Source organism: Methylobacterium sp. JK268 (genome assembly GCF_054052225.1).
Genome location: NZ_JBSVZN010000026.1, coordinates 46714 through 68833 on the forward strand (window position 1 = coordinate 46714; position 22120 = coordinate 68833).

Below are 22120 nucleotides of genomic sequence, written 5' to 3' on the forward strand. Positions count from 1 at the left end.
CGCATGGGGCAGACCTCGACCCTGAGGCCGGCGCCGTCGGGGGAGGCGGCCGCGCCGCCCGCGCTGGCGCCGCCGCGCCTCGCCCTCGCGGTGGCGGCGGTCATCGACATCGCGCTCCACGCCCGGCCTCAGGCGGTCAGCGCCAAGGCGCTGGCGGCCCGGCACGGCCTGCCGCCCCGCCACCTGGAGCCCGTCCTGCAGCTCCTCGTCCGGCACGGGCTGCTGAAGGGGTTGCGGGGACCGCACGGGGGCTACGAACTCGCCCGCGAGCGCCGCCGCATCAGCGCGGGCGACATCGCCCGCGCGGTGCTCGACGCGGGCGACGAGGCGGGTGCCCGGCCACCGCTGACCGGCGCGGTGATCGATCCCCTGCTCGGTGCCGCCTGGCAGGCCTTCCTCGACACCCTCGACCGCGTGAGCGTGGAGGACCTGTGCGGCCGGGCGGAGGCCGCCGGACTGCTCCCGGACCGCCCCCGCGGGGACGACTTCGCGATCTAGAGCGGTGCCCGATCGCGCTGCAATCGGGGACCGCTCTCCGTCTCTGTTTGTGCCGCATGGTCTGCGTCGAACCGGCATCCCCTTCATCGGACAATGCTCGAGGCGATGCCACATCCTTTAAAGAACGCTTCAGCAAAGTCGGCCAGACTCCGCTCGCGCCGCGGCCCGCCGCGGCGAGCTCGGAACCGCAGACGCGCATGACCTCCGCCGCCGATCCCTCCGTCGTGATCGTCACGGACCGGCCGGACCCGGCGCGGATCGCGGACCTGTTCGCGCCCGCCTGCGCGCCGCTGGTCCTGGACGGGGCCGCGGCCGGTCGCGTGTTGGCGCAGCGCGGCGCCGACCTCGTGGTGATCGAGGACGGAGAGGGCCTGGACGGGATCGGGCTGGTGCACGCCCTGCGCGCCCTGCCGCACCTGCGCGCCACCTCCCTGATGCTCCTCGCCGACGGCGACTTGGCCGCGCGGCGGCGTGCCCTTGAGGCGGGCGCCACCGACGTCGTGGTGCCGCCGGTCGACGGCCTCGACCTGCAGATCCGCGCCCGCAACCTCGTGGCCCTGTCCCGGGCCCAGGATGCTGCCGCGCGGGCCGACGGGCTCGCCCAGGCGATGGAGCGTATGGGCGCCGAGGCCAAGCAGCGCGAGCGCGAGATCATCCACCGGCTGATGCTGGCCGCGGAGGTGCGCGACGACCAGACCGGCGACCATCTCACGCGGGTCGCCGGCTGCGTGCTCGCCATCGCGGACGGGCTCGGCCTGCCGGACGAGGAGGCGAACGACATCGCGCTGGCCTCGACCATGCACGACATCGGCAAGATCGGCGTCGCCGACGCGGTCCTGCGCAAGGCCGGCCCCCTCGACGAGGCGGAGAAGGCCGAGATGATGGAGCACGCGCTTCGCGGCTACCGGATGCTCAGCGACAGCCCCTCGCGGCTGCTGCGGCTCGCGGCCGAGATCGCGCTGACGCATCACGAGCGCTGGGACGGGACCGGCTATCCGCGCGGGCTCGCGGGCGAGGCGATCCCCCTGCCGGGCCGGATCACCGCGGTGGCGGACGTGTTCGACGCGCTGATCTCCGAGCGGGTCTACAAGCCCGGCTGGCCGCTCGACCGCGCCCGGGCCTTCCTGGAGGAGCAGTCGGGCCGCCACTTCGACCCGGCCTGCGTGCGCGCCTTCCTGTCCCGGTGGGACGACGTGGTGGGCCTGGTCGAGGACCGGCCGGCGACCCGGGCGGCCTGAGGCGCGCCGCGCCCGCCCGCGCGGTGCGGGCACTCAAGGATCGAGGCGCCCTCCCTCCAGTAGGATCCGCGACCCGCCCCGCGCCACGCTGGCGAGGCGCTGGCGGAAACTGCCCCGCCCGGCCTCCAGGATCTGCGGCGCCTCGGCCCCAGGCGCCGGGCCGAGGAGCGAGCGGCCGGTCATGGTCGCGGCGGGAGGCAGGCCGAGGGCGGCCAGAACCGTCGGGGCGATGTCGATGATGCCGGCCGCGCGCCGGTCGACCCTTCCCGGCGGCAGGCCGGCACCGCGCAGGATCAGCGTGGTGGTGAGTTCGTGCCGGTTGAGGCCGCCATGCATGCCGCCGCCGACCGGCACGTCGCAATCGGCCATCACTCCGTTTCCGGGAAGCCCGAACCGGTCGGGCCCGTCGTCCGATCGCAGCACGAAGACGAGGTCCGGCGCCCGCGCGTGATCGAGGTCGACGGCCGACAGCGGGAAGGTGCCCGGCACCTCACCCTCACCGTCACCGCCCCCGCGGGTGAACACCATGCCGGTGAAATCCTGTTCCATCAGCCATTGCGCGACCGCGTGGAGGCGGGCCGCGCCGCCGTCGAGGATCCGGATCTCGCCCATGTTGCCGCCGGTCATCGCCAGGCTCGCGCCCTCGAGCGTCCGCTCGGCGGCCCGGCGGGCCGCATGCCCGGCGCCCGCCAGCAGGTCGCAGAGCGGCAGCGCGCCCCGCATGGTGATCTGGCCGTGGTCGGAGGCGGCAACCACCGCGTAGCGCTGGGCATCCGGCCTGGAATCGATCCAGGCGAGCAGGCGGCCGAACGCGTCGTCGACGGCGCGCAGGGCGTCGCCGGTCTCGGGCGCGCCGAGGGTGCAGTAGTGGAAGGCCATGTCCGGCTCGTTGAACCAGATCAGCGCCACGTCGGGCCTCAGCTCTTCGAGCACGTGCTCACGGAAGACCCGCTCGGCGTAATCGACCTGCTCCAGCCGCGGCAGCCGGAGCGGCGGGAGCGGGCCGAAGCGCGCCGTCACCGCGGCGAGGGTGTCGGGCGTGAGGCTGTGCGCGTGATCCAGGAGGGAGACGGTCCAGTGGCCCTCCTCGTGCGCACCGGGATTGATCAGGTAGGCGGAGCCGGCCGAGCCGGTATGGACCACGGCCATGCGCTTGCCGGCACGCGCCAGGGCATCGCCCAGCGTCGCGGCGGTCACGAAGCGCCCGCCCGTGGCGTCGCGGGCGAGGGCGATATCGTCGCGGCGGCTCAGATCGAGCGCGTGCCGGGTGGTCGCCTGCGGGAAGTAGAAGGCATTGCCGACGATCCCGTGGACGCGCGGAGGCGCGCCGGTGGCGATGGAGGTGGTCGCGACGCGCGTCATCGAGGGGAAGACGCTGCGCGCCTCGCGGAACCACGTGCCCTGCCTGGCGAAACCGGTGAGATGCGGCATCCGGTCGGGCGTGACGACGTCGGGCCGCAGCCCGTCGAACACGCAGACGACGACGCGGTCTGCCATGGATTGCGGAGCGGTCATGAGCCGGCCCTCAGGACTGCGTGCGCGCCCGGGCGGCGAGCGCCCGGGTCGCCGCGATGCCCTCCTCGACGGCGTACCAGTAGCGGGGGTTGAGTTCGATGTTGAACATCACGCCCCTCGGGAAGGTGCAGGCCGCGATCAGGTCGTCCCAGGGGATCGCGCCCCAGCCGACCGGCAGGTGCAGGTCGCCGTGCCCGAAGGCGAGCTTCTCGCTCTCGTGGTACATCCAAACCGCGTCGGCCCGGCCGAAGGAATCGTGCATGTGGAGGTGGCTCGCGAAGGGCGCGAGCGCCGCCACCTCGGCGACGTAGTCGCCGCCGTGGTAGCCGTTCCGCAGGAAGGAATGGCTGAAGTCGAGGGTCGCGCGCACATGCGGGTGGTCGATCGCGGCGAGTTCCGCCGCCAGCCGCTGCGGCGACGCGCAATGGACCTTGCCCTCGTGGCCGCCGAACATCGTTTCGACGCAGATCAGCGGGCCGAGCTTGCCGGCCACTTCGCCGGCCCGCGCCAGCCACTCGCGCTGACGCGCATAGGCGCCGTCGAGGACCGACTCCTCGGCGATTGCGGCGAGGCCCGAATGCAGGACGTAGTGCAGCGCGCCGATCTCGGCCGCGACCTCCAGCGAGGCCTTCAGCACCTCGAAATGCCGCGGCAGGCGGGCCGGATCGTCGAAGAAGTTGATCGAGAGCGGGCCGTGCACCGAGTAGCGCACCGGGCGGCCGGCGCAGGCCCGCCTCAGCGCGTCCAGGTGCGGCCGGCGGATGCGGCCGCCCACGACGAGGTCCATCGCGAAGGTCGGCAGTTCGATCGTGTCGACGCCGAGCGCCTGGACGCGGTCGAGGATGGCGGGCAGGTCCGAGAGGTCTCCCTTGGGGTGGGGAGCGGAGATGCCTGTGCCGAGGACGCCGTTGGACTGCATGAGGGAGCTCCGGGCAAGGGGTTCGTCCGACGCGGCGGCGGTCGGCCCGTCGCGGGATGGCGTGGGATCGGTCGGCGCGACCGACGCTCGCCCCGTCAGCGCAGGGTGGGATCGAGCCGGTCGCGCAGCCAATCCCCGACGAGGCTGACGGCGAGCGTGGTGACCACGATGGATCCGGCCGGGGCCAGCATGATCCAGGGCGCGCGGGCGAGATACTCGCGCCCGTACCCGACCATGTTGCCGAGGGAGGTCATCGGCGGCTGCACGCCGAGCCCGAGGAAGGAGAGCCCGCTCTCCAGCAGGATCACCTCCGGGAAGGTCAGCGTCATCGAGACGATCAGCGTCGAGGCGATGTTGGGCAGGATGTGGCGCAGGTAGATCCGCGACGGCGGGGCGCCGATCTGGCGGATCGCCGCCGCGTAGCCCTGCGCGCCGGCCGAGATGGCGAGACCCCGCGCGATGCGGGCGTAGCGTTCCCAGCCGTAGAGCCCCATCAGGCCGATGAACAGCGGCAGGGCGTTGCCGAAGAAGGCGAGCACCGAGAGCGCCAGGATCAGGAAGGGCATCGCCGCCTGGAAGTCGGCGAGCATCAGGACGACCTGCTCCACGGCGCCCCGGACATGCGCCGCCAGGAAGCCCATCGCCGTGCCGAGCACCGCCGAGATCAGCGTCGCTCCGAAGGCGACGAGGAGCGAGATGCGGATCGAGACGATCAGGCGCGAGAGCACGTCGCGGCCGAGCTCGTCCGTGCCGAGCCAATGCGCCGCGTGGAAGGGGGCGCTCAGCCGGTTGCGCAGGTCGTAGGTCGTGAAGCGGTAGGGGGTGATCCAATCGGCCGCCAGCGCGACGGCGAGCATCAGCGCGAGCCAGGCGAGGGCGATCCAGACGAAGGGCGGCACCCGGCCCGAGCGGGCAGGGCGTTCCGCCCCGGTCCGGGCGACGGTGGAAGCGGCGGCGCCGGCCATCTCACTGCGCTCCGGGCTTGCCGGCGCCGCGCAGGCGCGGGTCCATGACGCCGTAGAGGAGGTCGACGATCAGGTTCGACGAGACCATGGTGAGGGCGACCAGCAGCAGGATGCATTGCACGACCGCGAGATCGCGGTTGGCGACGGCGACGACCAGGAGCCGTCCGACGCCCGGCCAGGAGAACACGCTCTCCACCACCACAGCCCCGGCGATCAGGTTGCCGACCATGAAGCCGACGATGGTGATGACCGGGATCGCGGCGTTCGGCAGGGCGTGGCCGCGCACGACGGCGGCCCAGGGCACGCCCTTGGCGCTCGCCGTGCGGATATAGGGCTGGCCCAGCACCTCCAGCATCGCCGAGCGGGTGAAGCGGGCGAGGATCGCCGCGCCGCCGATGCCGAGGGTCAGCACGGGCAGGATGGCGTGGCGCCAGGTGTCCTCACCGCCGGAGGGCAGCCAGCCGAGCTGCACCGAGAAGATCAGCACCAGCACGAGCCCGAGGACGAAGCTCGGGACCGTGAAGCCCGCCACCGCCGTCACCATGACGAGGCGGTCGATCGGGCTGTCGCGGTAGAGCGCCGCGTGGATGCCGGCCGGAAGGCCGATGCCGAGCTTCAGCGCCAGCGCCGGCAGGGTCAGCGTCAGCGTCGCGGGGATCCGCTCCGCCACCAGGGCGAGGGCCGGTCGGCCGTCGCGCATCGACCGGCCGAGCTCGCCCTGCCCGATCGCTCCGAAATAATGCAGGTATTGCAGCCAGATCGGGTCGTCGAGGCCCCAGGCCTTGCGGAAGGCGGCGATCGCCTCCGGCGGGGCGTCGACGCTCATGATGATGAGGGCGGGGTCGCCCGACAGCCGCAGCACCACGAAGGCGAAGGTCACGAGGAGCGCGACCGTCAGCAATGCGCGCGCGAGGCGGATGAGGAGGAAGCGCAGCATCAGCTCGCGGCCTTCAGGATGGCGTCCCCGCCCTGCGCGACGTGGCAGGCGACGCGGCGTCGGTCCGGCAGCGGCCGCAGGGCCGGCGCCTCGACGCGGCAGCGCTCGCGGACGGAGGGGCAGCGCGGGTGGAAGGCGCAGCCGGACGGCCGCGCGGCGGGATCCGGCGGATCGCCCTGGAGCACGATCCGCGGCCGGGCCCGTCGCCCCGGCACCGGCGCGGCCGAGACCAGCGCCTCGGTGTAGGGATGCGCCGGGCCGTGCAGCAGCAGGTCCGCGTCGCCCTCCTCGACGATGCGGCCGAGATACATCACGGCGACCCGGTGGCTCACCTGGCGGACCACCTTGAGGTCGTGGCTGATGAAGAGCAGGCCGAGGCCGAGCTCCTGCTGGAGATCGACCAGCAGGTTGATCACCTGCGCCTGGATCGAGACGTCGAGGGCCGAGACGGGCTCGTCGCAGACGAGGAGGTCGGGCTCTGTGGCGAGGGCCCGGGCGATCACGGCGCGCTGGCGCTGGCCGCCGGAGAGTTCGTGCGGGTAGCGGGAGCCCTGGTCGGCGCGCAGGCCCACCGCCCGGAGCAGGGCCAGCGCCCGCTCGCCCCGCGCCTTCGGGGCGCCGAGCCCGTGCACGGCGAGCGGCTCGCGCACCTGCTCCAGGATTGGCAGCCGCCGGTCGAGGGCACCCAGCGGATCCTGGTAGACCATCTGCATGCGCGCCCGGAGACGGCGCCAATCCGGCGTGCCCGCCCGGGGCAACGGCGCGTCCCGGAACAGCACCGTCCCGGCATCCGGCGGCTCCAGACCGAGGGCGAGCCGGCCGGTCGTCGACTTGCCGGAGCCGGATTCTCCGACCAGCCCGAGGGTCCGGCCGCGCTCGACCGTGAGCGAGACATCGTCGACCGCCTGCACGGCGACCGGCCGGCCGAGCAGCCCGCGGCGCATGGTGTAGCGCCGCCCGACGCCGCGCAGCTCGAGCAGGCTCTCGCTCATGCGGGCACGCGCTCCGCCAGGGCCGGCCTCGCGGCGGGCGCGACCCGCAGGCAGGCCGCCCGATGCTCCGGCGCCTCCGCGGCGAGCGGCGGCACCGCCGCGTCGCAGGCCGCCTCGGCAAGCGGGCAGCGCGGCGCGAAGGCGCAGCCCGGCGGCAGGTTCCACGGCTCGGGGACATTGCCGTCGATCGGCGACAGGCGGCGGCGGATCCCTTCCAGCGGCGGCAGGGCCGCGAGGAGCCCCTGCGCGTAGGGATGCAGCGGGCGCTCGAACAGGCGATCGGCCGGCGCGCTCTCGACGATGCGCCCGGCATACATCACGCAGACGCGCTCGCAGGTCTGCGCGATCACGCCGAGGTCGTGGCTGATCAGCACCAGCGCCATGCCGGTCTCGCGCCGGATGGCCGCGAGAAGCTCCAGGATCTGGGCCTGGATGGTGGCGTCGAGGGCGGTGGTCGGCTCGTCGGCGATCAGGAGGTCGGGGCGGCCGGCCAGCGCCATCGCGATCATGACCCGCTGGTTCTGGCCGCCCGAGAGTTCGTGCGGGAAGGCGTCGAGGCGCCGGGCGGCGTCGGGGATGCCCACGAGGTCGAACAGGCGCCTCGCCTCGGCCCGGATCGCGGCGCCCGACAGCCCGCGATGCAGCGCCAGCGCCTCGCCGACCTGCCGGCCCAGCCGGAGCACCGGGTTGAGCGCGCTCGCCGGGTCCTGGAAGATCATGGCGACGCGCCCGCCGCGGACCCGCTCCAGCCTTGCGGGCGGCGCCCCGAGCAGCTCCTGCCCGTCGAGGCGGACGCTGCCCGTGACCGTCGCCTTCCTGGGCAGCAGCCCCAGCGCGGCGAGCCAGGTCACGGACTTGCCGCAGCCGGATTCGCCGACGAGCCCGAGCGCCTCGCCCCGCGCGACCGCGAGGTCGATTCCGTGCAGGACGCGGGCCCCGTCGAAGGAGACCGCGAGGTCGCTGATCGCGACGAGCGTGTCTGGCTGCGGTCTCATCGGCTCAGACCATGTTGGCGGCACGGAAATCCATGACCTCGACCGGATAGGCCCGCCAGGCGATCTCCTTGCTCTTGCCGTAGAACATGGTCAGGTCGTGCAGGGCGGTGCCCGGCGGGTCGACCTCGTCGTAGATCTCCAGCATGCGGCGGAAGACGCGCTTGCGCTCCTGCGGGTCGAGCGAACTCTGCAGCACCGGGCACAGGGCGTTGAACTCGTCGTTCCGCCAGGTCTTGGCGACCGCCTGGACGTTGCCGGCCGGACCGTAGCGGCGCACCATCGCGCCGACCGGGTCCTGCCAGAAGATCGTGTCGGAGGTGCCGCAGATGCCCAGGCCCGGCTGATAGACCTGGGACCAGCTCTCCTTGACCTCGATCCCGACGTTGAGGCCGACGCTGCGCCACATCTCCTGCAGGATCTGGGCCGTCTGGATCTGCAGCGTGTAGTAGTTGTTCAGCACCCGGTAGGCGATGGGGCGGCCGTCGTAGCCCGCCTCCTTCAGGAGCGCCCTCGCGGTCTCCGGCGCGAAGCCCGGGCCGGCATAATCGGCGAGGTAGAGGTCGCCGTAGCTCCTGTCCTGATGGCCGTTCGGCACCCAGGTGCGGCCGCCATACAGCCCGTCGACGATCGCCTGCCGGTCGATGGCGCAGGACAGCGCCCGGCGCACCCGCGGATCGGCCAGCGCGGGGTCGAACTTGTTGTACACGATGGCGCGCAGGTTCTGGATCGCGCCGCCCGCCGTCTCGCGCCCGGCCATGGCCTCGATGGTCGGCAGCTGGTCGGGGGAGACCTCGGTGATGAACTGGGCTTCGCCGGTCGCGAGCTGGTTCAGGCGGCTCGCCAGTTCCGGAACGATCCGGAATTCCAACTCGTCGATGGCCGGGCGCCCGCCCCAGTAGCCGTCATGCGCGGAGAACACGAAGCGCCGGTCGTAGGAGAATTCCTTGACCTTGAACGGGCCGGTGCCCACCGGCGCCTTCTCCCAGACGGCGAAGCTGGGGGCGGCCAGGAAGGCGCGCTTCGAGATGATCTGCGCCCCCCATCCGGCGAGGCGGCGTTCGAGCAGCGGGTCGGGTCCGCGGGTGGTGACGCGCACGCGCCCCGGGCCGATCGACTCGACCGCCTCGATCGTCGGCAGGAACGGCCGCGTCTGCGCGTAGCCCGGCGCCTTCGGGTCCGACATGCGCTCCGGGCCGAAGGTGAAGGCGACGTCCTCCTCCGTCATGGTGCCGCCGTCGTGGAAGCGCACGCCCTCGCGCAGGGTGAATTCCATCGCGGTGGGCGAGACCCGGTGCCACTCCGTCGCCAGGGCCGGGACGAGCTTGGCGCCGTCGCGGTAATCGATGCCCAGCAGATTGTCGTAGAGATTGTAGCCCATGCGGAACGTGACGTTCCCGTAATCCCGCGAGGGTTCGAGGGTCGCGGTGCCGGGCGAGGTCGGCATGGCCACGACGATCCGCCTCGGGCCCTCGGCCTCGGCGCGGGTGGCGGTGAGGGCCGCCAGGGCGCCGGCGCCGGCGAGGACGCTGCGGCGGGTGATCGGATGCGTCATGGTGGGTCGTCCCGTCGTGCAAGAGTCGACCGGGGCCGCCGCGACCGGCGGCCCGCGAGGATCATGGCGGCCGCCCGAGCCCGGCTCCGGCGCCATCCGGTTCCGCGCGCCTCAGCTGCGCCCGCCCCAGTTCCCGGCGCGGAAATCCATCGCGAAGGCGGGTGAGGCCTTCCAGGCGAGCGCCTTGGGCTTGGCCGTGAAGGTCGCGTTCTGGTGGAGCACCGTGTAGGCGGGGTCCTCGTGCTCGGCGATCTCCAGCATGCGGCGGAAGACCTGCTTGCGGCGGGCGCGGTCCGTCGAGGTTTCGAGCTCGACCGACAGGCGGTTGAGTTCCTCGTTGGTCCACTCGCCGACCTGCTGCTGCTGGCCGTTCGGACCGTGCTGGTTGACGAGCGAGGACACCGGATCGTTGAAGGGCGCGGAATTCGACCAGTCGCGCACGGCGCGGGTCGGCGTGCGCTCCAGGATCTGCTGCCAGTTCTCCTTGACCTGGATCTCGACGTTGAGACCGGCCTCCCGCCACATCTCGACCAGGATCTGCGCCGTCGGGACCTGGTTGGTGTAGTAGTTGTTGAGGAGCCGATAGGGGATCGGATCGCCCTTGTAGCCCGACTGCTTCACGAGGTCCTTCGCCAGGCCGGGATCGTAGGCCGGCACCGACCAATCCTCGATGAACATGTCGCCGTAATAGGGCCATTGCAGGCCCTTCGGCACGACGGTGCGGCCGGCCCAGAGCGACTCCACGATCGCCTGCCGGTCGATGGCGTGGGTCATCGCGCGCCGGACTCGGGGATCGGCGAGCTGCGTGTGGAACTTGTCGAACACCGTCAGGCGGTGGTTGAGGATCGTGCCGCCCTGGACCTCAAAGGCGGGATTGGTCTCGATCTGGGCGATCTGGTCCGGCGGGATGTCGCAGGCGAAGTGGTACTGGCCGGAGAGGAGGCCCGCGATGCGCGCGGCGGTCTCGGGCACCTCCACGAAGCGGATCGCCTTCAGCGGCGGGCGCCCGCCCCAATAGGCGTCGTGCGATTCGAGGAGCAGCGAGACGTCGGGGCGGTACTCGGCGACCCGGTAGGGCCCGGTGGTGACCGGCTTCGTCGCCCAGTCCGCGTAGGTCTTCGCCTCGTCGAAGGCGCGCCGGTTCATGATCTCGCTGCCTTGGCGCGAGATGCGGCCCTCCAGCGTCACGTCCGGCGTGCCGTTGACGAAGCGGACCGTGTCGCGGTCGACGATCTCGACGCCGAGCAGCGCCGGCCAGTTGCGCCGCGCCACCGCCGTCACTTCGAGGGGCAGTTCCTTCGACGCGCGTCCGCCGCCGATCGAGTAATCGGCCGCGATGGTCTTGCCCGCGCTCGGCTCGGTGTTGCCGAACATGCGCGCGCGGCCGAACGAGAAGGCGACGTCCTCGACGGTCATCTCGTCGCCGTTGTGGAACCGGACGCCCTGCCGCAGCGTGAGTTCGACGGTGCGGTCGTCGATGCGCCGCCACGCCGTGGCGAGGCCGGGCACGGTCTCCAGCTGGCCGGTCCAGTTGCGGCCGATCAGGCCCTCCCACAGGGAGGAGAAGAACACGCGCTCGCCCACGTTGGACTGCTCGCGCAGCACGTCGAGCGTGTTGGTGTTCGACACCTTCTGGACCGCCACGGTGATCGACGGCCGGGGATCGGCTTCGGCGAGGGCGGCGTGCCGCATCACGAAGGGGGCGGCCACGCCCGCCGTGAGCGCCTGCCGACGCGTGATCGAGAAACCCGCCATCCGCCCCTCCGTCACCGCTGACGGATCCGTCCGTTACGGTGGCAGCATGAAGGTGATGTGACCGCTTCTGTGCGTTGATGTGGGATATTGCCCGAGCATGCCCGTTCGGACGCCCGCGCGGAGGCCGGGGCGTGACCGGAAGCGGCGCCCTACGGGACGTCCCGGTTGGGCAGCAGCAGGATCATGCCGACCGATTCCAACGGCGCCACGACAGGTTCGGGCGGCCGCCGGTCGGTCGCCACCGCCCCGATCTGCGCCGGCGGGCGCACCGTGTAGGCGTCGCGCCGGCCGAACTTCCCCGCATGGGCCACGAAGGCGCTGCGGGCCGCGCGCGAGGCGAGCAGGTCGCCGAGGATGCCGTGCGCGCGCGTCGGGCCGAGGACGCCGAATTCCGGGTGGATGGCGCTCGCGCCCATGACGGCGAGGTCGAACAGCCGGCATTCCAGGGCCTTCATCAGATCGGGCCCGCCGGTGGTGCGCGTGCGGGGATCGAGCACGCCGCCGAGCAGCGTGACGGTGACTGGTCCGGCTTCCGAGAGCACCGTGGCGATGTCGAGCATGTTGGTGGTGACGGTCAGCTTCCGGCCGCTGCGCGCCAGTTCGCCCGCGAGCAGGAGCATCGTCGAACTGCCGCCGAGATAGACGTTCATGTCCGGCGCGAAGAGCGGCAGCGCCGCGCGGGCCGCCGCCAGCTTGGCATCCGCATCGACGCTCAGCCGTTCGGCGACCGGCCGCCGGGCCGTGCGGTCCAGGTGGAGGGCCGGCGCGGCGCCGCCGCGGATCCGGCGCAGGCGACCCGCCTCCTGCAGGCCGCGGATGTCGCGGCGGATGGTCTCGTGGGAGACGCCGAACCGCTCCGCGAGGCCGCTGACGGAGATGATCTCGCCGCGGCCGATCATCGTCAGGATGTCGCGCTGGCGCTCGGCGCCGAGGACGGGGTTGCTGCGGCTCTCGATGCTGGTGTCGTCTCGACCGGCCATGGGCTCGCGATGCGGGGCGCTTCGAAGGGGGAGGCCATGATCGCATGGCGGACCCCGTCGATGAAGCGGGCCCGCCCGCGGCCCGAATCCGGGAGCGGAGCCGCCCGACGCCCCTAAAGCGTCTCCAGCATCCGCCGCATCAGCCGGCTGCGCGGCGCGATCGAGGAGATCAGCCCGTATTCGCGGAGCGTGTGGGCGCCGTCGCCGTCGATGCCGAGGCCGTCGAGGGTCGGCACGCCGAGCGCCGCCGTGAAATTGCCGTCCGACCCGCCCCCGGTGAGCGGCACCTCGCCGAGGGGAAAGCCCAACTCCTCCTCGGCGATCCGCCTCGCATGGGCGTAGAGCCCGCCCGTCGTTTCCGAGCGCGGATAGGGCGGCCGGTTCATGCCGCCGGTCACCGTCAGGGCGAAGTCCGGGGCCGCGGCGAGGCCGAGGATTCGCGCCACGCAGGCGCGCCCGTCCGCCTCCGTGACCACGCGCAGGTCCGCCGTGAAGCGGCAATGCTGCGGGATCACGTTCTCCGCCGTGCCGCCCTGGATCAGCCCCACCGTGGTGGTGATGCCCCTGTCGTAGTCGGTCATGGCCTCGATCGCGAGGATGAGCCGCGCGGCCTCCCGGATGGCGTTGCGGCCGTCGGGGTGTCGGCTGCCCGCATGGGCGGGGCGGCCCTCGACGTGGAGATCGAAGCGCCCGACGCCCTTGCGGCCGGTCACCACCTTGCCGTCGTCCCGGCACGGCTCGGTGACGAGCACCGCCGCCGCCCGCCGGCCCAGATCCTCGATCAGGCCCCGCGTCGTGGGCGAGCCGATCTCCTCGTCGCCGGTGAACAGGAACACCAGCGGGCGCCGCGCCGCGCCGCCCTTCGCGGCCGCCAGGAAGCCCTGCAGGGCGAGCCACGCGCCGCCCTTCATGTCGTAGACGCCCGGCCCGTAGAGCCGGTCGCCCTCGACCCGCACCGGCAGGTCCGCCGCCAGGGTCCCGACCGGGTGCACCGTGTCGAGGTGCGACAGGACCAGGAGCGCCGGCTCGCCGGTCTGCGGACCCGCCCGCAGGATCAGGCTGTCGCCGAGCCCGTCCTTGCCGCCGACCCGCTCCCACGGGATGTCGGCCGCCTCCGCCTCGGCGGCGACGAGGTCCATCATCCGGTTGACCCCGCCCGCATCGTGGGTCGGGCTCTCGACCGCGAGCCAGCGGCCGATGGCGGCGACGGCCTCGTCGGACGAGAGGGCGGCGGGATCACGGGACATGGTCGGAGCCTCCACGGGGACGGATCCCCGCCCATCCCCCGCGAAGGCGGCGGGCGCAAGGCGCCGGGCGCGCGGCCCTGCCCTGCATCCTCACCGCATCTCGCAGACCACGAAGGCGCTCAGGCTCTTGGCGATCTCCGCGAGATCCGCCGGGGGGAGGGGCGTCTCCCCCAGCGTCCCGACCCGCAGCGGCACCTGGTAGGTGTCGAGGAACGTCGCCAGGAGCGCGCCCTTGACGGCGAAGTTCACGTTCTGCGGCAGGTCGCCGTTCGCCACCACCAGCTTCAGCGCGTCGAGCTTGGCCACCACGACGCCGACGACGTTGCCGCCCGCATCGAGGAGCGGGCCGCCGGAATTGCCGCTCTGGACCGGCGCCGAGATCTGGTAGTGGCGGCTGTCGTCGCCCACCCCGGCGAGCGCCGTCACGTTGCCGAGGGTGAAGTTTCCCGTCGAGGCGAGGATGTCGGCGTGCGGGTAGCCGAAGGCCGCCACGCCCTCCCCGAGCCGCGCGCCGATCCGCAGGGTCGCGACGCGGCGCGGACGCAGGTCGGTCTTCACGAGCGCGAGGTCGTTCGTGGCGTCGGCGGCGAGGAGCCGGGCTTGGGCCGTGCTGCCGTCGGCGAGACGCACAGCGATCGCGCCGCATTCCCGAATGACGTGATGGTTCGTCACGAGGCGCCCGTCCTCGGCCACGAAGAAACCGGTCCCCGAGGAGAAGCGGCGCTCCCGCGGCGGGACGGGGGTCACGGCGGCCTCCTGCAGCGGCGGGGCGGGGGGCGGCGCGGCCGCGACCGGCGGCGGGGACGGGGGCGGGGACGGGGGCGCGAGGGTCGAGGGATCCGGCGGATCGACGAAAGGCGCGCCGGCCAGGGCCGAGACCAGGGACGACGACATCAGGATCGCCGCCCGCTCGCCCGAGACGTCGCCCAGCGCGTTGTCCCAGGTGAGCGTGAAGCCGAGCATCATCCCGCCGACCTGATGATAGCGCAGGTAGCCGTCGACGCCCTTGGCGGTGGTGATCGACAGGACGAACCAGCCGTCCTTCATGACGCGGTAATGCACCGTCGTGCCCTCGCGGGCGTACTTGTCGAGGAGGTCCGCGAAGGCGGCGCGGATGTCGGACCGGAAGGCGCCGTGCACCACCTTCAGGCGTCCCTTCGGATCCGCGTAGGTCACGCCCGCCTCGGTGCGGGTCACCTGCGAGGCCAGTCCGATCGGGATCCAGATCGGAGCGCCCATGACCGGGTGTCCGACCTTGCGGAACCCCCACAGCCGCAGAGCCGGGAAGGCCAGCTGCTTCAGGGTCTCGATCTGCGCTCGGGAGATGATCCCGTTCGGAACGAAGCCATTCTCGCTCTGAAATCTCTGGATGAACTCGAATTGTCGCGGAGAAAAATCGATATTTGGAACCGAATTCATATAACCTGCCGAGATCAGCAGGGTTTGTAAGATCAGACGTTCATCCGGTGAGAACGAGCGCTCGATGTTGACTTCGGCCTGGTCGTAGCCGGGCGGTCCGGACCTGGCCTGCGCGGCAAGAGGGAGGAACATCAAAAGAATGAGGACGAGAGGTCTGCACATCGATGCCTCCCCGGTTGCAATGAAACTGGAGACAATCTCGCGCAAGTCAACAGTGTTGTGTTGCTGGAAAGAGCGTCACGGCATCTCGCGCACGACCCGGAAGCCGTTGGCGTAGTAGCGGATGTCGTGGTCGTAGCGGAAGCGGGCGCCCGATCGGGCGAGGCCGGCGCGGCCCACGAAGGAGCCGCCGCGCAGCACGCGCAGGTCGCAGGTGCCCCCGCGCCACGCCGCGCCGTCCGTGGGCGCGCCGCGGTAGCTCGCGTTCCAGCAATCCTCCACCCACTCGGCGGCGTTGCCGGCCGTGTCGTAGAGCCCGAAGGCGTTCGGCCGGTAGGAGCCGACCGGGAGCGTCCGGCGGGCGGGGGCCGGCCCGCAATCCTCGCAATTCGCCCGGTCGCGGCCCGCCGCCGCGCCCCACCAGAACGGCGACACCGTCCCCGCACGGGCGGCGTATTCCCACTCCGCCTCGCTCGGCAGCCTGTAAGGCTGGCGGGTCTGGGCCGAGAGCCAGCGCAGGTAGCCCTGCGCGTCGTCGAAGCTCACATCGATCACCGGGCGGTCGCCGCGGCCGAAGCCGTGGTCATCCACGTCGCCCTTGCAGCCGCCGGCGGCCACGCAGGCGTCCCACTGCGCGAAGGTCACCTCGTGCCGGCCGATCGCGAAGGAGCGCCGGATCGTCACCCGGTGGGCCGGCTTCTCGTACTCGGCCTCGCCGCCCATCACGAAGTCGCCCGGCGGAACGACCACCAACTCGGGACAGGTCGGGCAGTCGCGGAAGGTCTCGCCGGGGCGCAGGCCGCCCTCCGCCGGGGCGGGCGGGGGCGGTGCCGGGGCGGGGGCGGGCGGTGCCGCCTCGGCGTCGGCCGGCGGGGCCGCGCGCGGCGGCGCCTGCCGGGGCGGCGCCTGCGGGGCGGCGTCCGGCTGCACGAAGTAGACGTCGTCGAGGAGCGAGGAGGACACCCAGGGCACCCGCTGCGCCCCCGTCGCCCGGGCGACCGCCATCCGGGTCCGGGCGAAGGCCTGCTCGGCGCTCAGGCCCGGCGTCCCGATCTGGCGGACGAGCTCGCGGGTGAACAGGCCGCCGTCATCCGCCTCGGCCGGCGGCCGGTCGAGGGCGGCGCTGAAGATCGCCAGCATGCCGTCGCGCATCTCCAGGGCCGCGAGGCCCTCGGGCGGACGCCGGAAGCTCTCCTCGAAGGGGTTCCGCCGCGCCGCGTCCACGATCGCGATGCGGGTCGCCGCGCCGCGGCGACCGAACTCGGCGAGGACCGAATCGAGGTCGAGACCCTCCTGGCGCACCTGGATCTCGGACCGCACGGCGGCCCCGACCGGGATCAGGAAGTTCTGCTGGCCGGAGCGGATCGCGTAGCCGTTGTAGAACAGCACCGCCACCGAGCCGCGCCCGAGGCGGGCGGCGGCCTCGCCGACCCGCTGCTGCATCTGCGCCCGTGTCAGGTTCTCGCCCAGCTCCACCGCGAAGCCCAGGCGCGCCAGCTCGTCCGCGACGAGCCGGGCCGTGCGGTTCGTGCCTAGCGGGTCGCCGCTCCCGGAATAGGCGGAGTTGCTCAGCACCAGGGCGAGCCGCGGGCTCGACTCGACGACCACCGCGCGCGTCCGGGCCGCGCCGGCGCCGAGACCCGGCAGCGATCCCAGGAGGACGAGCCACGCGAGGACCATCCCGCGCGCGACCGCTCCGGACCCTCTCATGGCCGACTCGTGCACCCACGTCATCGCGCAACCCGCAGCACAGGCAACAACGAATCGCCCCGTCACGATAGCGGAATTCTCCTTTTGCGGCATTTTGTCGCTTTCGAAGACGCGCTTCGACTGGTCTTTGCGCAGTAAAAGACAGAACAGTGCGGCGGATGTGGTAAGTTGTCGAGGGAATACGCGCGACCGGTGACGGCACGAGGGGAGAGGGCGATGCGTGGGAACAGGCTTTTGCCGGCTCTGCTGCTGATCGGGCCGAGTCTCGCCGAGGGTCTCACGGTGGGGCTCCTCCCGGGTCCCGCCTGCGCGCAGGAGGCGCCGCGGGGCGGCCCCTCGCCGGCCCCGGCCGGGGCCGGCGTCTACTTCGTGGATGTCAGGGACGGGGCCGTGATCCCGCCGAAGAGCGTCATCCATTTCGGCCTGCACGGCATGGGGATCGCGCCCGCGGGCGTGCCGCGCGAGCATGCCGGCCACCACCACCTGCTGATCGACGCCGACCTGCCGCCCCTCGACCAGCCGATCCCCAACGACTTCAACCACCTGCATTTCGGGGCGGGGCAGACCGAGGCCGAGCTCGACCTGACCCCCGGCGAGCACACGCTCCAGCTCCTCCTCGGCGACCACAAGCACGTCCCCCACTCGCCGCCGGTCCTGTCGGAGCGGATCCGGGTCGTGGTGCGGGAGGGCGCGCCGGCCGGGATGGCCGCCGCCGCGGCGGCAGCCGGCGCCCCGGCGGGACCCAAGCCCGCGGGCCAGCGGCGGCCCTCGCCGAAGGGCGCCCGGGTCTACATCGCCAATCCGGCACCCGGCGCCACCGTGCCGCGCAGCTTCCTGGTGCGGTTCGGCCTGAACAACATGGGCGTGGCGCCGGCGGGCGTGGTGAAGGCGAATACCGGCCACCACCACCTGCTGATCGACACGCCGCTGCCGCCCCTCGACCGGCCGATCCCCAACGACTTCAACCACCTGCATTTCGGGGCGGGGCAGACCGAGGCCCGGGTGACGCTCCCGCCCGGCCGGCATACGCTCCAGCTCCTCCTGGCGGACGAGGAGCACGTCCCCCACGACCCGCCGGTCTTCTCGCAGCCGGTCCGGATCCTCGTCACCCTGACGGGGCGGCCGCCGCGGGCGCGGGTGGCGCAGCGGCGCCGGGTCCCGCCGCAGCGGGCGCGCCTGGTGCAGGAGCGGCCGCCGATGGGGCCGCCGCGCCGCTGGCGCTGAGGCACGGGTGCGTCCCGTCACATCCGGGCCGGCCGAGGCGTGGAATGGTGCGGGCATCGCTCACTGGGAGGCGTCGATGACCCTCACGATCCTGGACCCCCGCACCGGCGAATCCGTCAAGGTGTGGTTCCCCGACAAGCCCGCGCAGCCCCAGGCAACCCCCGCGCGGGTGATCCGCCACCCGGGCGCGCGCCGCGCCTGATCCCGCCCGCGACCGGGCGGCCATTGCGTCCATCCCCGCGACCGGCGCATGCTGCGCCGCGGCTCGGCGGGATGTTTCGGGAGACGAGGGCGCCGCCGGGAGCGGCGCCGGGAGGCGGCGATGCGCTGGAAGCTCGGGACGATCCTGATCCTGGCGGGTTGCCTGGTCGGGCCGGCGGAGGGGTGGGCGGCCGACCGGCGCGTGGCGCTGGTGATCGGCAACGCCGCCTACCGCACCGTGCCGGCCCTGTCCAATCCGGGCCGCGACGCGGCCGCCGTGGCCGAGATGCTGCGCCGCGCGGGCTTCGATTCCGTCGATCTGCGGCAGGACCTCGGCACGGTCGAGCTGAAGCGCGCGGTGCGCGAGTTCATGCTGGTGGCCCGCGACGCCGACATCGCGCTGGTCTACTTCGCCGGGCACGGGATCGAGGTCTCGGGCGTCAACTACCTGATCCCGACCGATGCCCGGCTGCGCAGCGACTTCGACGTCGAGGACGAGGGCCTCGCCCTCGAGCGGGTGACGCGGGCGATCGAGCCCGCCCGGCGCCTGCGCCTCGTCATCCTCGACGCCTGCCGCAACAACCCTTTCGGCGCCGGCATGCAGCGCATGGTCAGCCTGCGCGCCGCGGCGAGCGGGCTCGCCAAGGTCGAGCCGGCGGCCAGCGACACCCTGGTGGCCTTCGCGGCCAAGGCGGGCTCGGTGGCGGAGGACGGCGCCGGCGAGCACAGCCCCTTCACCACCGCGCTCCTCAAGCACCTCGCGGTGCCGGGCCTCGACGTGCGGGTCGCCTTCGGGCGGGTGCGCGACGAGGTGCTGCACCTCACCGGCGGCAAGCAGGAGCCCTTCGTGTACGGGTCGCTGGGGGGCGCCACCACCGCGCTGGTGCCCGACGCGCCGCCCGCCGACGCGGGTGCGGGCGGGCGGGAGGCGCGGCGCGACTACGAACTCGCCGAGCGGGTCGGCACCCGGGAGGCCTGGACCTCGTTCCTGTCGACCCACGGGACGGGCTTCTACGCCGACCTCGCCCGCGCGCAGGTCGCCAAATTGTCCCTCGGGAGCCGGAACGGGCCGACCGAGACCTCCGCGATCGGCCCCGAGCGGCGGCCGCTGCCCCCGACCCGTCCGGCGGACCGCGATCCGGCGACGGCGGCGGTGGCTCCCGCGGCCCCGCCCGGCCCGGCCGGCGCCTGCCACCGGGAGGCCGAGCGGCTGGCCCGCCTGCGCACGGCCCGCGACCGGGACGGTCTGGCGCGCTTCGCGCAGGAGATGACCTGCGACGCCCTGCGGCCCCAGGTCGCCCGTCTTCTCGAAAGCTCCGGCCCGGCGTCGCCGCCGGCCGTGCCCGAGCCGGCGCCGGTGCCGATGGTCGCCGCGCGGGGGACGCTCGCCGGCGGCTGCGAGCAGGAGGCGCGGCTCCTCGCGCAGCTGCGCACCACCCGCGACCCCCAGGCCATCGACCGCTTCGCCCGCGATCTGACCTGCCAAGACCTGCGCCCGCAGGTGCAGCGCCTGCGGGAAAGCGTCGGTGAGGAATAGGGTGCGCCGTTAACCTTAACGCCCTGGGTCCGGTGCGGCCCTCCCGCCTCCGCGGGGGAGGGCGCCGCACGGACAGGGGCGGGTCAGGACGCAATCCTGCAAGAGGGGAATCACGCTTCAGGATCGATCGGGAGCGCGGTGGAGAGCGCCAGCGGGATCAGCGTCGTGCCGGCCCCTCTCGGCGGGACTTCGTCCCGCCGCGCCTGCTCCGAAGGCCGCCGTCCTGCGAAGAGGGGCGACGGGCGCACGCCGCATCGGAAAACACGTTCCGTATCGAAAGGATGATCGGCCCGATCGATCACACTTCGAGCGGATGGATCGGAAGACCGGTCGATTTCACCCAGTCAGGTGATGGTGAGTCAGAGCTTCAAATCCCGCTCATGGCAACAAATCCACCCCCTCATGCTGAGGTGCGACCGAAGGGAGCCTCGAAGCACCCCAGAACAGCGGATCCAAGGCGCTCCTATCGTGGATTGACGGGCGAGGGTGCTTCGAGGCTGCTGCGCAGCACCTCAGCATGAGGAGTGTTGTGTCTTCCAGGCGCGTTCAGCTGATGAGCCGGCTACAACGATGTGTGCACAGGTATCCCGCATTGGGGAGACGGGTCACCTGCGCCGCACCCATCCGCCGGTCACCGCCCGCCGAGCGCCCGCTCCAGCTCGCTCTTCGACATCGACGAGCGGCCCGGAATGTTCTTCGCGCGGGCGGCCTTCAGCAGATCCGCCTTGGTCCGGCCGGTGGCCGGATGGCGCCGGGCTGGGGCGGCCTTCTCCGCGACGTCCTTCGGCTGACGGGAGAACTGCTTCCCCTTCGCGGTGTCCGACCGCTTCTTGGCCGTCGTGCGGGCGTAGTCCTTGCCGCTCAGACCCTCCCGCGCCGCCTTCGGCAGGTAGCGCTCGCCGGTCTCGCCGCTCTTCTCGCCCGACTTCGTGCCCCACTCCTCCTCGGTCCACTGCGTCAGGTGGTTGTCGGAGGTCTTCTTGCCCTCGTAGCCGCCGCCCGCCTCCTTGTAGTCGTGGACGGCGAGCTGCGCCTTGCGGGCCGACCATTGCCCGGGCTTGCCGCCCTTGCTCGACCGCGTGACCTTGTCCTTCACGCGATCCCAGAGCTTCGGATCGCTCTTCTTGGCTGTCCCGGCCATAATCGTCCTCATCCTGCTGAATCACGGTGATCTCGGACTCCGCAACCGGACGCGGTGGCGGCGGTTCCGCGGCGGCGGATCACGCCTGCGCGCGCTCGCGGCGATCGCCGGTTGACTTAGCGGAGCGTCGACCCCATCCACCTGGTGTCCCGGCGCCCGGTCACGGCGCCGCGCGGAGCCTGCCATGAGCCCGACAGTCCAGAACCGCCCCAGCGTCTTCATCGACGGCGAGGCCGGCACGACCGGCCTCGGCATCCGCGAGCGATTGGAGACATCCCAGGCCATCACCCTGCGCTCGCTCCCCCACGAGCAACGCAAGGACCCTCAGGCCAAGCGCGCGCTCATGGCCGAGGTCGACCTCGTGGTGCTGTGCCTGCCGGACGATGCCGCCAAGGAGACCGTGGCGATGGCCGACGGGCTGCCGGGCGGCGGCCCGCGCATCCTCGACGCCAGCACCGCCCACCGGGTGGCGCCCGGCTGGACCTACGGCTTCGCCGAACTGGCCCCCGAGCAGCGGGCGAAGCTGCGCGCCGCGCGGCGCGTCGCCAATCCGGGCTGCTACCCGACCGGCGCCATCGCGCTCCTGCGCCCCCTCGTCGATGCGGGGCTGATCCCGGCGGATTTCCCCATCAGCATCAACGCGGTCAGCGGCTACAGCGGCGGCGGGCGCAAGATGATCGAGGCCTACGAGGCTGGCGCCGCCCCGGCCTTCGAACTCTACGGCCTCGGCTTCGCGCACAAGCACCTGGCGGAGACGCAGGCCTATAGCGGCCTGACCCGGCGCCCGATCTTCGTGCCCTCGGTCGGCAATTTCCGGCAGGGGATGCTGGTGTCGATCCCGCTCCACCTCGACACCCTGCCGGGCCGGCCGACCCCGGGCGACCTCGAACGGGCCCTCGTGGCGCGCTACGCGGGCGAGACCCTCGTGCGCGTGGTCACCGGGGCCGAGGAGGGCGCCCATCGCGAGCGCCTGGAGCCCGAGGCCCTCAACGACACGGACGCGCTCGAATTGCGGGTGTTTGGGTCCGAGGCGCACGGGCAGGCGGTGCTGGTCGCGCGCCTCGACAATCTCGGCAAGGGCGCGTCCGGGGCGGCGGTGCAGAACCTGCACCTGATGCTCGACCTCGCCTGAGGGA

General features: G+C 72.7%; 19 protein-coding genes. 6 read left to right on the forward strand and 13 right to left on the reverse strand.

Going from position 1 to position 22120, the window contains the following annotated elements:
* Positions 1-3: 3 nt before the first annotated feature.
* Both ACW9J6_RS23940 and ACW9J6_RS23945 read left to right on the forward strand, forming a co-directional pair.
* Positions 4-498: an RrF2 family transcriptional regulator gene (locus ACW9J6_RS23940; RefSeq protein ID WP_457115162.1), complete on the forward strand. Its 495-nt coding sequence runs from the start codon at positions 4-6 to the stop codon at positions 496-498.
* Positions 499-695: 197 nt separating this feature from the next.
* Positions 696-1736, forward strand: a complete 1041-nt coding sequence (locus ACW9J6_RS23945; protein ID WP_457115163.1) for an HD-GYP domain-containing protein — start codon at positions 696-698, stop codon at positions 1734-1736.
* 33 nt (positions 1737-1769) lie between these two features.
* Here the strand turns inward: ACW9J6_RS23945 and ACW9J6_RS23950 are convergent, their stop codons facing one another.
* From ACW9J6_RS23950 to ACW9J6_RS24005, 12 genes are all read right to left on the reverse strand, one after another.
* Positions 1770-3233 (reverse strand): alkaline phosphatase family protein, encoded by a 1464-nt coding sequence (locus tag ACW9J6_RS23950; RefSeq protein WP_457115164.1) that lies wholly within the window; start codon positions 3231-3233, stop codon positions 1770-1772.
* Between the two features lie 28 nt (positions 3234-3261).
* Entirely contained in the window at positions 3262-4170 is a 909-nt protein-coding gene (locus tag ACW9J6_RS23955) for a sugar phosphate isomerase/epimerase family protein (RefSeq protein ID WP_457115165.1), read from the reverse strand.
* Between the two features lie 95 nt (positions 4171-4265).
* Positions 4266-5135: an ABC transporter permease gene (locus ACW9J6_RS23960; protein ID WP_457115166.1), complete on the reverse strand. Its 870-nt coding sequence runs from the start codon at positions 5133-5135 to the stop codon at positions 4266-4268.
* A gap of 1 nt (position 5136) precedes the next feature.
* Entirely contained in the window at positions 5137-6072 is a 936-nt protein-coding gene (locus ACW9J6_RS23965; protein WP_457115167.1) for an ABC transporter permease, read from the reverse strand.
* Positions 6072-7064, reverse strand: a complete 993-nt coding sequence (locus tag ACW9J6_RS23970; RefSeq protein ID WP_457115168.1) for an ABC transporter ATP-binding protein — start codon at positions 7062-7064, stop codon at positions 6072-6074. The genes ACW9J6_RS23965 and ACW9J6_RS23970 overlap by 1 nt, the downstream gene beginning before the upstream one ends.
* A complete protein-coding gene (locus ACW9J6_RS23975; RefSeq protein ID WP_457115169.1) occupies positions 7061-8059 on the reverse strand; it encodes an ABC transporter ATP-binding protein in 999 nt (332 codons plus the stop codon). The genes ACW9J6_RS23970 and ACW9J6_RS23975 overlap by 4 nt, the downstream gene beginning before the upstream one ends.
* 4 nt (positions 8060-8063) lie before the next feature.
* Positions 8064-9611 (reverse strand): ABC transporter substrate-binding protein, encoded by a 1548-nt coding sequence (locus ACW9J6_RS23980; RefSeq protein WP_457115170.1) that lies wholly within the window; start codon positions 9609-9611, stop codon positions 8064-8066.
* Positions 9612-9722: 111 nt separating this feature from the next.
* Positions 9723-11366 carry an ABC transporter substrate-binding protein gene (locus tag ACW9J6_RS23985; RefSeq protein WP_457115171.1) on the reverse strand — a complete coding sequence of 548 codons (1644 nt, stop codon included), beginning with the start codon at positions 11364-11366 and terminating at the stop codon, positions 9723-9725.
* 149 nt (positions 11367-11515) lie between these two features.
* Positions 11516-12346 carry a DeoR/GlpR family DNA-binding transcription regulator gene (locus ACW9J6_RS23990; protein ID WP_457115172.1) on the reverse strand — a complete coding sequence of 277 codons (831 nt, stop codon included), beginning with the start codon at positions 12344-12346 and terminating at the stop codon, positions 11516-11518.
* A gap of 113 nt (positions 12347-12459) precedes the next feature.
* Positions 12460-13593, reverse strand: coding sequence for a M20 family metallopeptidase (locus ACW9J6_RS23995; protein WP_457115173.1), 1134 nt, complete (start codon positions 13591-13593; stop codon positions 12460-12462).
* A gap of 90 nt (positions 13594-13683) precedes the next feature.
* Positions 13684-15012, reverse strand: coding sequence for a S1C family serine protease (locus ACW9J6_RS24000; RefSeq protein ID WP_457115174.1), 1329 nt, complete (start codon positions 15010-15012; stop codon positions 13684-13686).
* A 237-nt stretch (positions 15013-15249) separates the two neighbouring features.
* On the reverse strand, positions 15250-16881 hold the full coding sequence (locus ACW9J6_RS24005; RefSeq protein ID WP_457115175.1) for an SUMF1/EgtB/PvdO family nonheme iron enzyme: 1632 nt from the start codon (positions 16879-16881) through the stop codon (positions 15250-15252).
* A 216-nt stretch (positions 16882-17097) separates the two neighbouring features.
* Between ACW9J6_RS24005 and ACW9J6_RS24010 the strand changes: the two genes are divergently transcribed.
* The 3 genes from ACW9J6_RS24010 (at position 17098) to ACW9J6_RS24020 (ending at position 19843) form a co-directional block, all read left to right on the forward strand.
* Entirely contained in the window at positions 17098-18105 is a 1008-nt protein-coding gene (locus ACW9J6_RS24010) for a DUF4399 domain-containing protein (RefSeq protein ID WP_457115176.1), read from the forward strand.
* 76 nt (positions 18106-18181) lie between these two features.
* A complete protein-coding gene (locus ACW9J6_RS24015; RefSeq protein ID WP_457115177.1) occupies positions 18182-18307 on the forward strand; it encodes a hypothetical protein in 126 nt (41 codons plus the stop codon).
* A gap of 120 nt (positions 18308-18427) precedes the next feature.
* Positions 18428-19843 (forward strand): caspase family protein, encoded by a 1416-nt coding sequence (locus ACW9J6_RS24020; RefSeq protein WP_457115178.1) that lies wholly within the window; start codon positions 18428-18430, stop codon positions 19841-19843.
* A gap of 631 nt (positions 19844-20474) precedes the next feature.
* Here ACW9J6_RS24020 and ACW9J6_RS24025 read toward each other — a convergent pair.
* On the reverse strand, positions 20475-20984 hold the full coding sequence (locus ACW9J6_RS24025) for a DUF5872 domain-containing protein (RefSeq protein WP_457115179.1): 510 nt from the start codon (positions 20982-20984) through the stop codon (positions 20475-20477).
* Between the two features lie 184 nt (positions 20985-21168).
* On the opposite strand from ACW9J6_RS24025, the gene argC reads away from it, so the two are divergent.
* A complete protein-coding gene (gene argC / locus ACW9J6_RS24030) occupies positions 21169-22116 on the forward strand; it encodes an N-acetyl-gamma-glutamyl-phosphate reductase (RefSeq protein WP_457115180.1) in 948 nt (315 codons plus the stop codon).
* Positions 22117-22120 lie beyond the last annotated feature (4 nt).

Bases quoted from the DNA above. Each gene is read 5' to 3' on its own strand.
- ACW9J6_RS24005 (WP_457115175.1), bottom strand. From the start codon at position 16,881: ATGAGAGGGTCCGGAGCGGTCGCGCGCGGGATGGTCCTCGCGTGGCTC.
- ACW9J6_RS24020 (WP_457115178.1), top strand. From the start codon at position 18,428: ATGCGCTGGAAGCTCGGGACGATCCTGATCCTGGCGGGTTGCCTGGTC.
- argC (WP_457115180.1), top strand. From the start codon at position 21,169: ATGAGCCCGACAGTCCAGAACCGCCCCAGCGTCTTCATCGACGGCGAG.
- ACW9J6_RS23960 (WP_457115166.1), bottom strand. From the start codon at position 5,135: ATGGCCGGCGCCGCCGCTTCCACCGTCGCCCGGACCGGGGCGGAACGC.
- ACW9J6_RS23975 (WP_457115169.1), bottom strand. From the start codon at position 8,059: ATGAGACCGCAGCCAGACACGCTCGTCGCGATCAGCGACCTCGCGGTC.
- ACW9J6_RS23985 (WP_457115171.1), bottom strand. From the start codon at position 11,366: ATGGCGGGTTTCTCGATCACGCGTCGGCAGGCGCTCACGGCGGGCGTG.
- ACW9J6_RS24000 (WP_457115174.1), bottom strand. From the start codon at position 15,012: ATGAATTCGGTTCCAAATATCGATTTTTCTCCGCGACAATTCGAGTTC.
- ACW9J6_RS23950 (WP_457115164.1), bottom strand. From the start codon at position 3,233: ATGGCAGACCGCGTCGTCGTCTGCGTGTTCGACGGGCTGCGGCCCGAC.
- ACW9J6_RS23995 (WP_457115173.1), bottom strand. From the start codon at position 13,593: ATGTCCCGTGATCCCGCCGCCCTCTCGTCCGACGAGGCCGTCGCCGCC.
- ACW9J6_RS23990 (WP_457115172.1), bottom strand. From the start codon at position 12,346: ATGGCCGGTCGAGACGACACCAGCATCGAGAGCCGCAGCAACCCCGTC.
- ACW9J6_RS23940 (WP_457115162.1), top strand. From the start codon at position 4: ATGGGGCAGACCTCGACCCTGAGGCCGGCGCCGTCGGGGGAGGCGGCC.
- ACW9J6_RS24015 (WP_457115177.1), top strand. From the start codon at position 18,182: ATGACCCTCACGATCCTGGACCCCCGCACCGGCGAATCCGTCAAGGTG.
- ACW9J6_RS23980 (WP_457115170.1), bottom strand. From the start codon at position 9,611: ATGACGCATCCGATCACCCGCCGCAGCGTCCTCGCCGGCGCCGGCGCC.
- ACW9J6_RS23970 (WP_457115168.1), bottom strand. From the start codon at position 7,064: ATGAGCGAGAGCCTGCTCGAGCTGCGCGGCGTCGGGCGGCGCTACACC.
- ACW9J6_RS24010 (WP_457115176.1), top strand. From the start codon at position 17,098: ATGCGTGGGAACAGGCTTTTGCCGGCTCTGCTGCTGATCGGGCCGAGT.
- ACW9J6_RS23945 (WP_457115163.1), top strand. From the start codon at position 696: ATGACCTCCGCCGCCGATCCCTCCGTCGTGATCGTCACGGACCGGCCG.
- ACW9J6_RS23965 (WP_457115167.1), bottom strand. From the start codon at position 6,072: ATGCTGCGCTTCCTCCTCATCCGCCTCGCGCGCGCATTGCTGACGGTC.
- ACW9J6_RS23955 (WP_457115165.1), bottom strand. From the start codon at position 4,170: ATGCAGTCCAACGGCGTCCTCGGCACAGGCATCTCCGCTCCCCACCCC.
- ACW9J6_RS24025 (WP_457115179.1), bottom strand. From the start codon at position 20,984: ATGGCCGGGACAGCCAAGAAGAGCGATCCGAAGCTCTGGGATCGCGTG.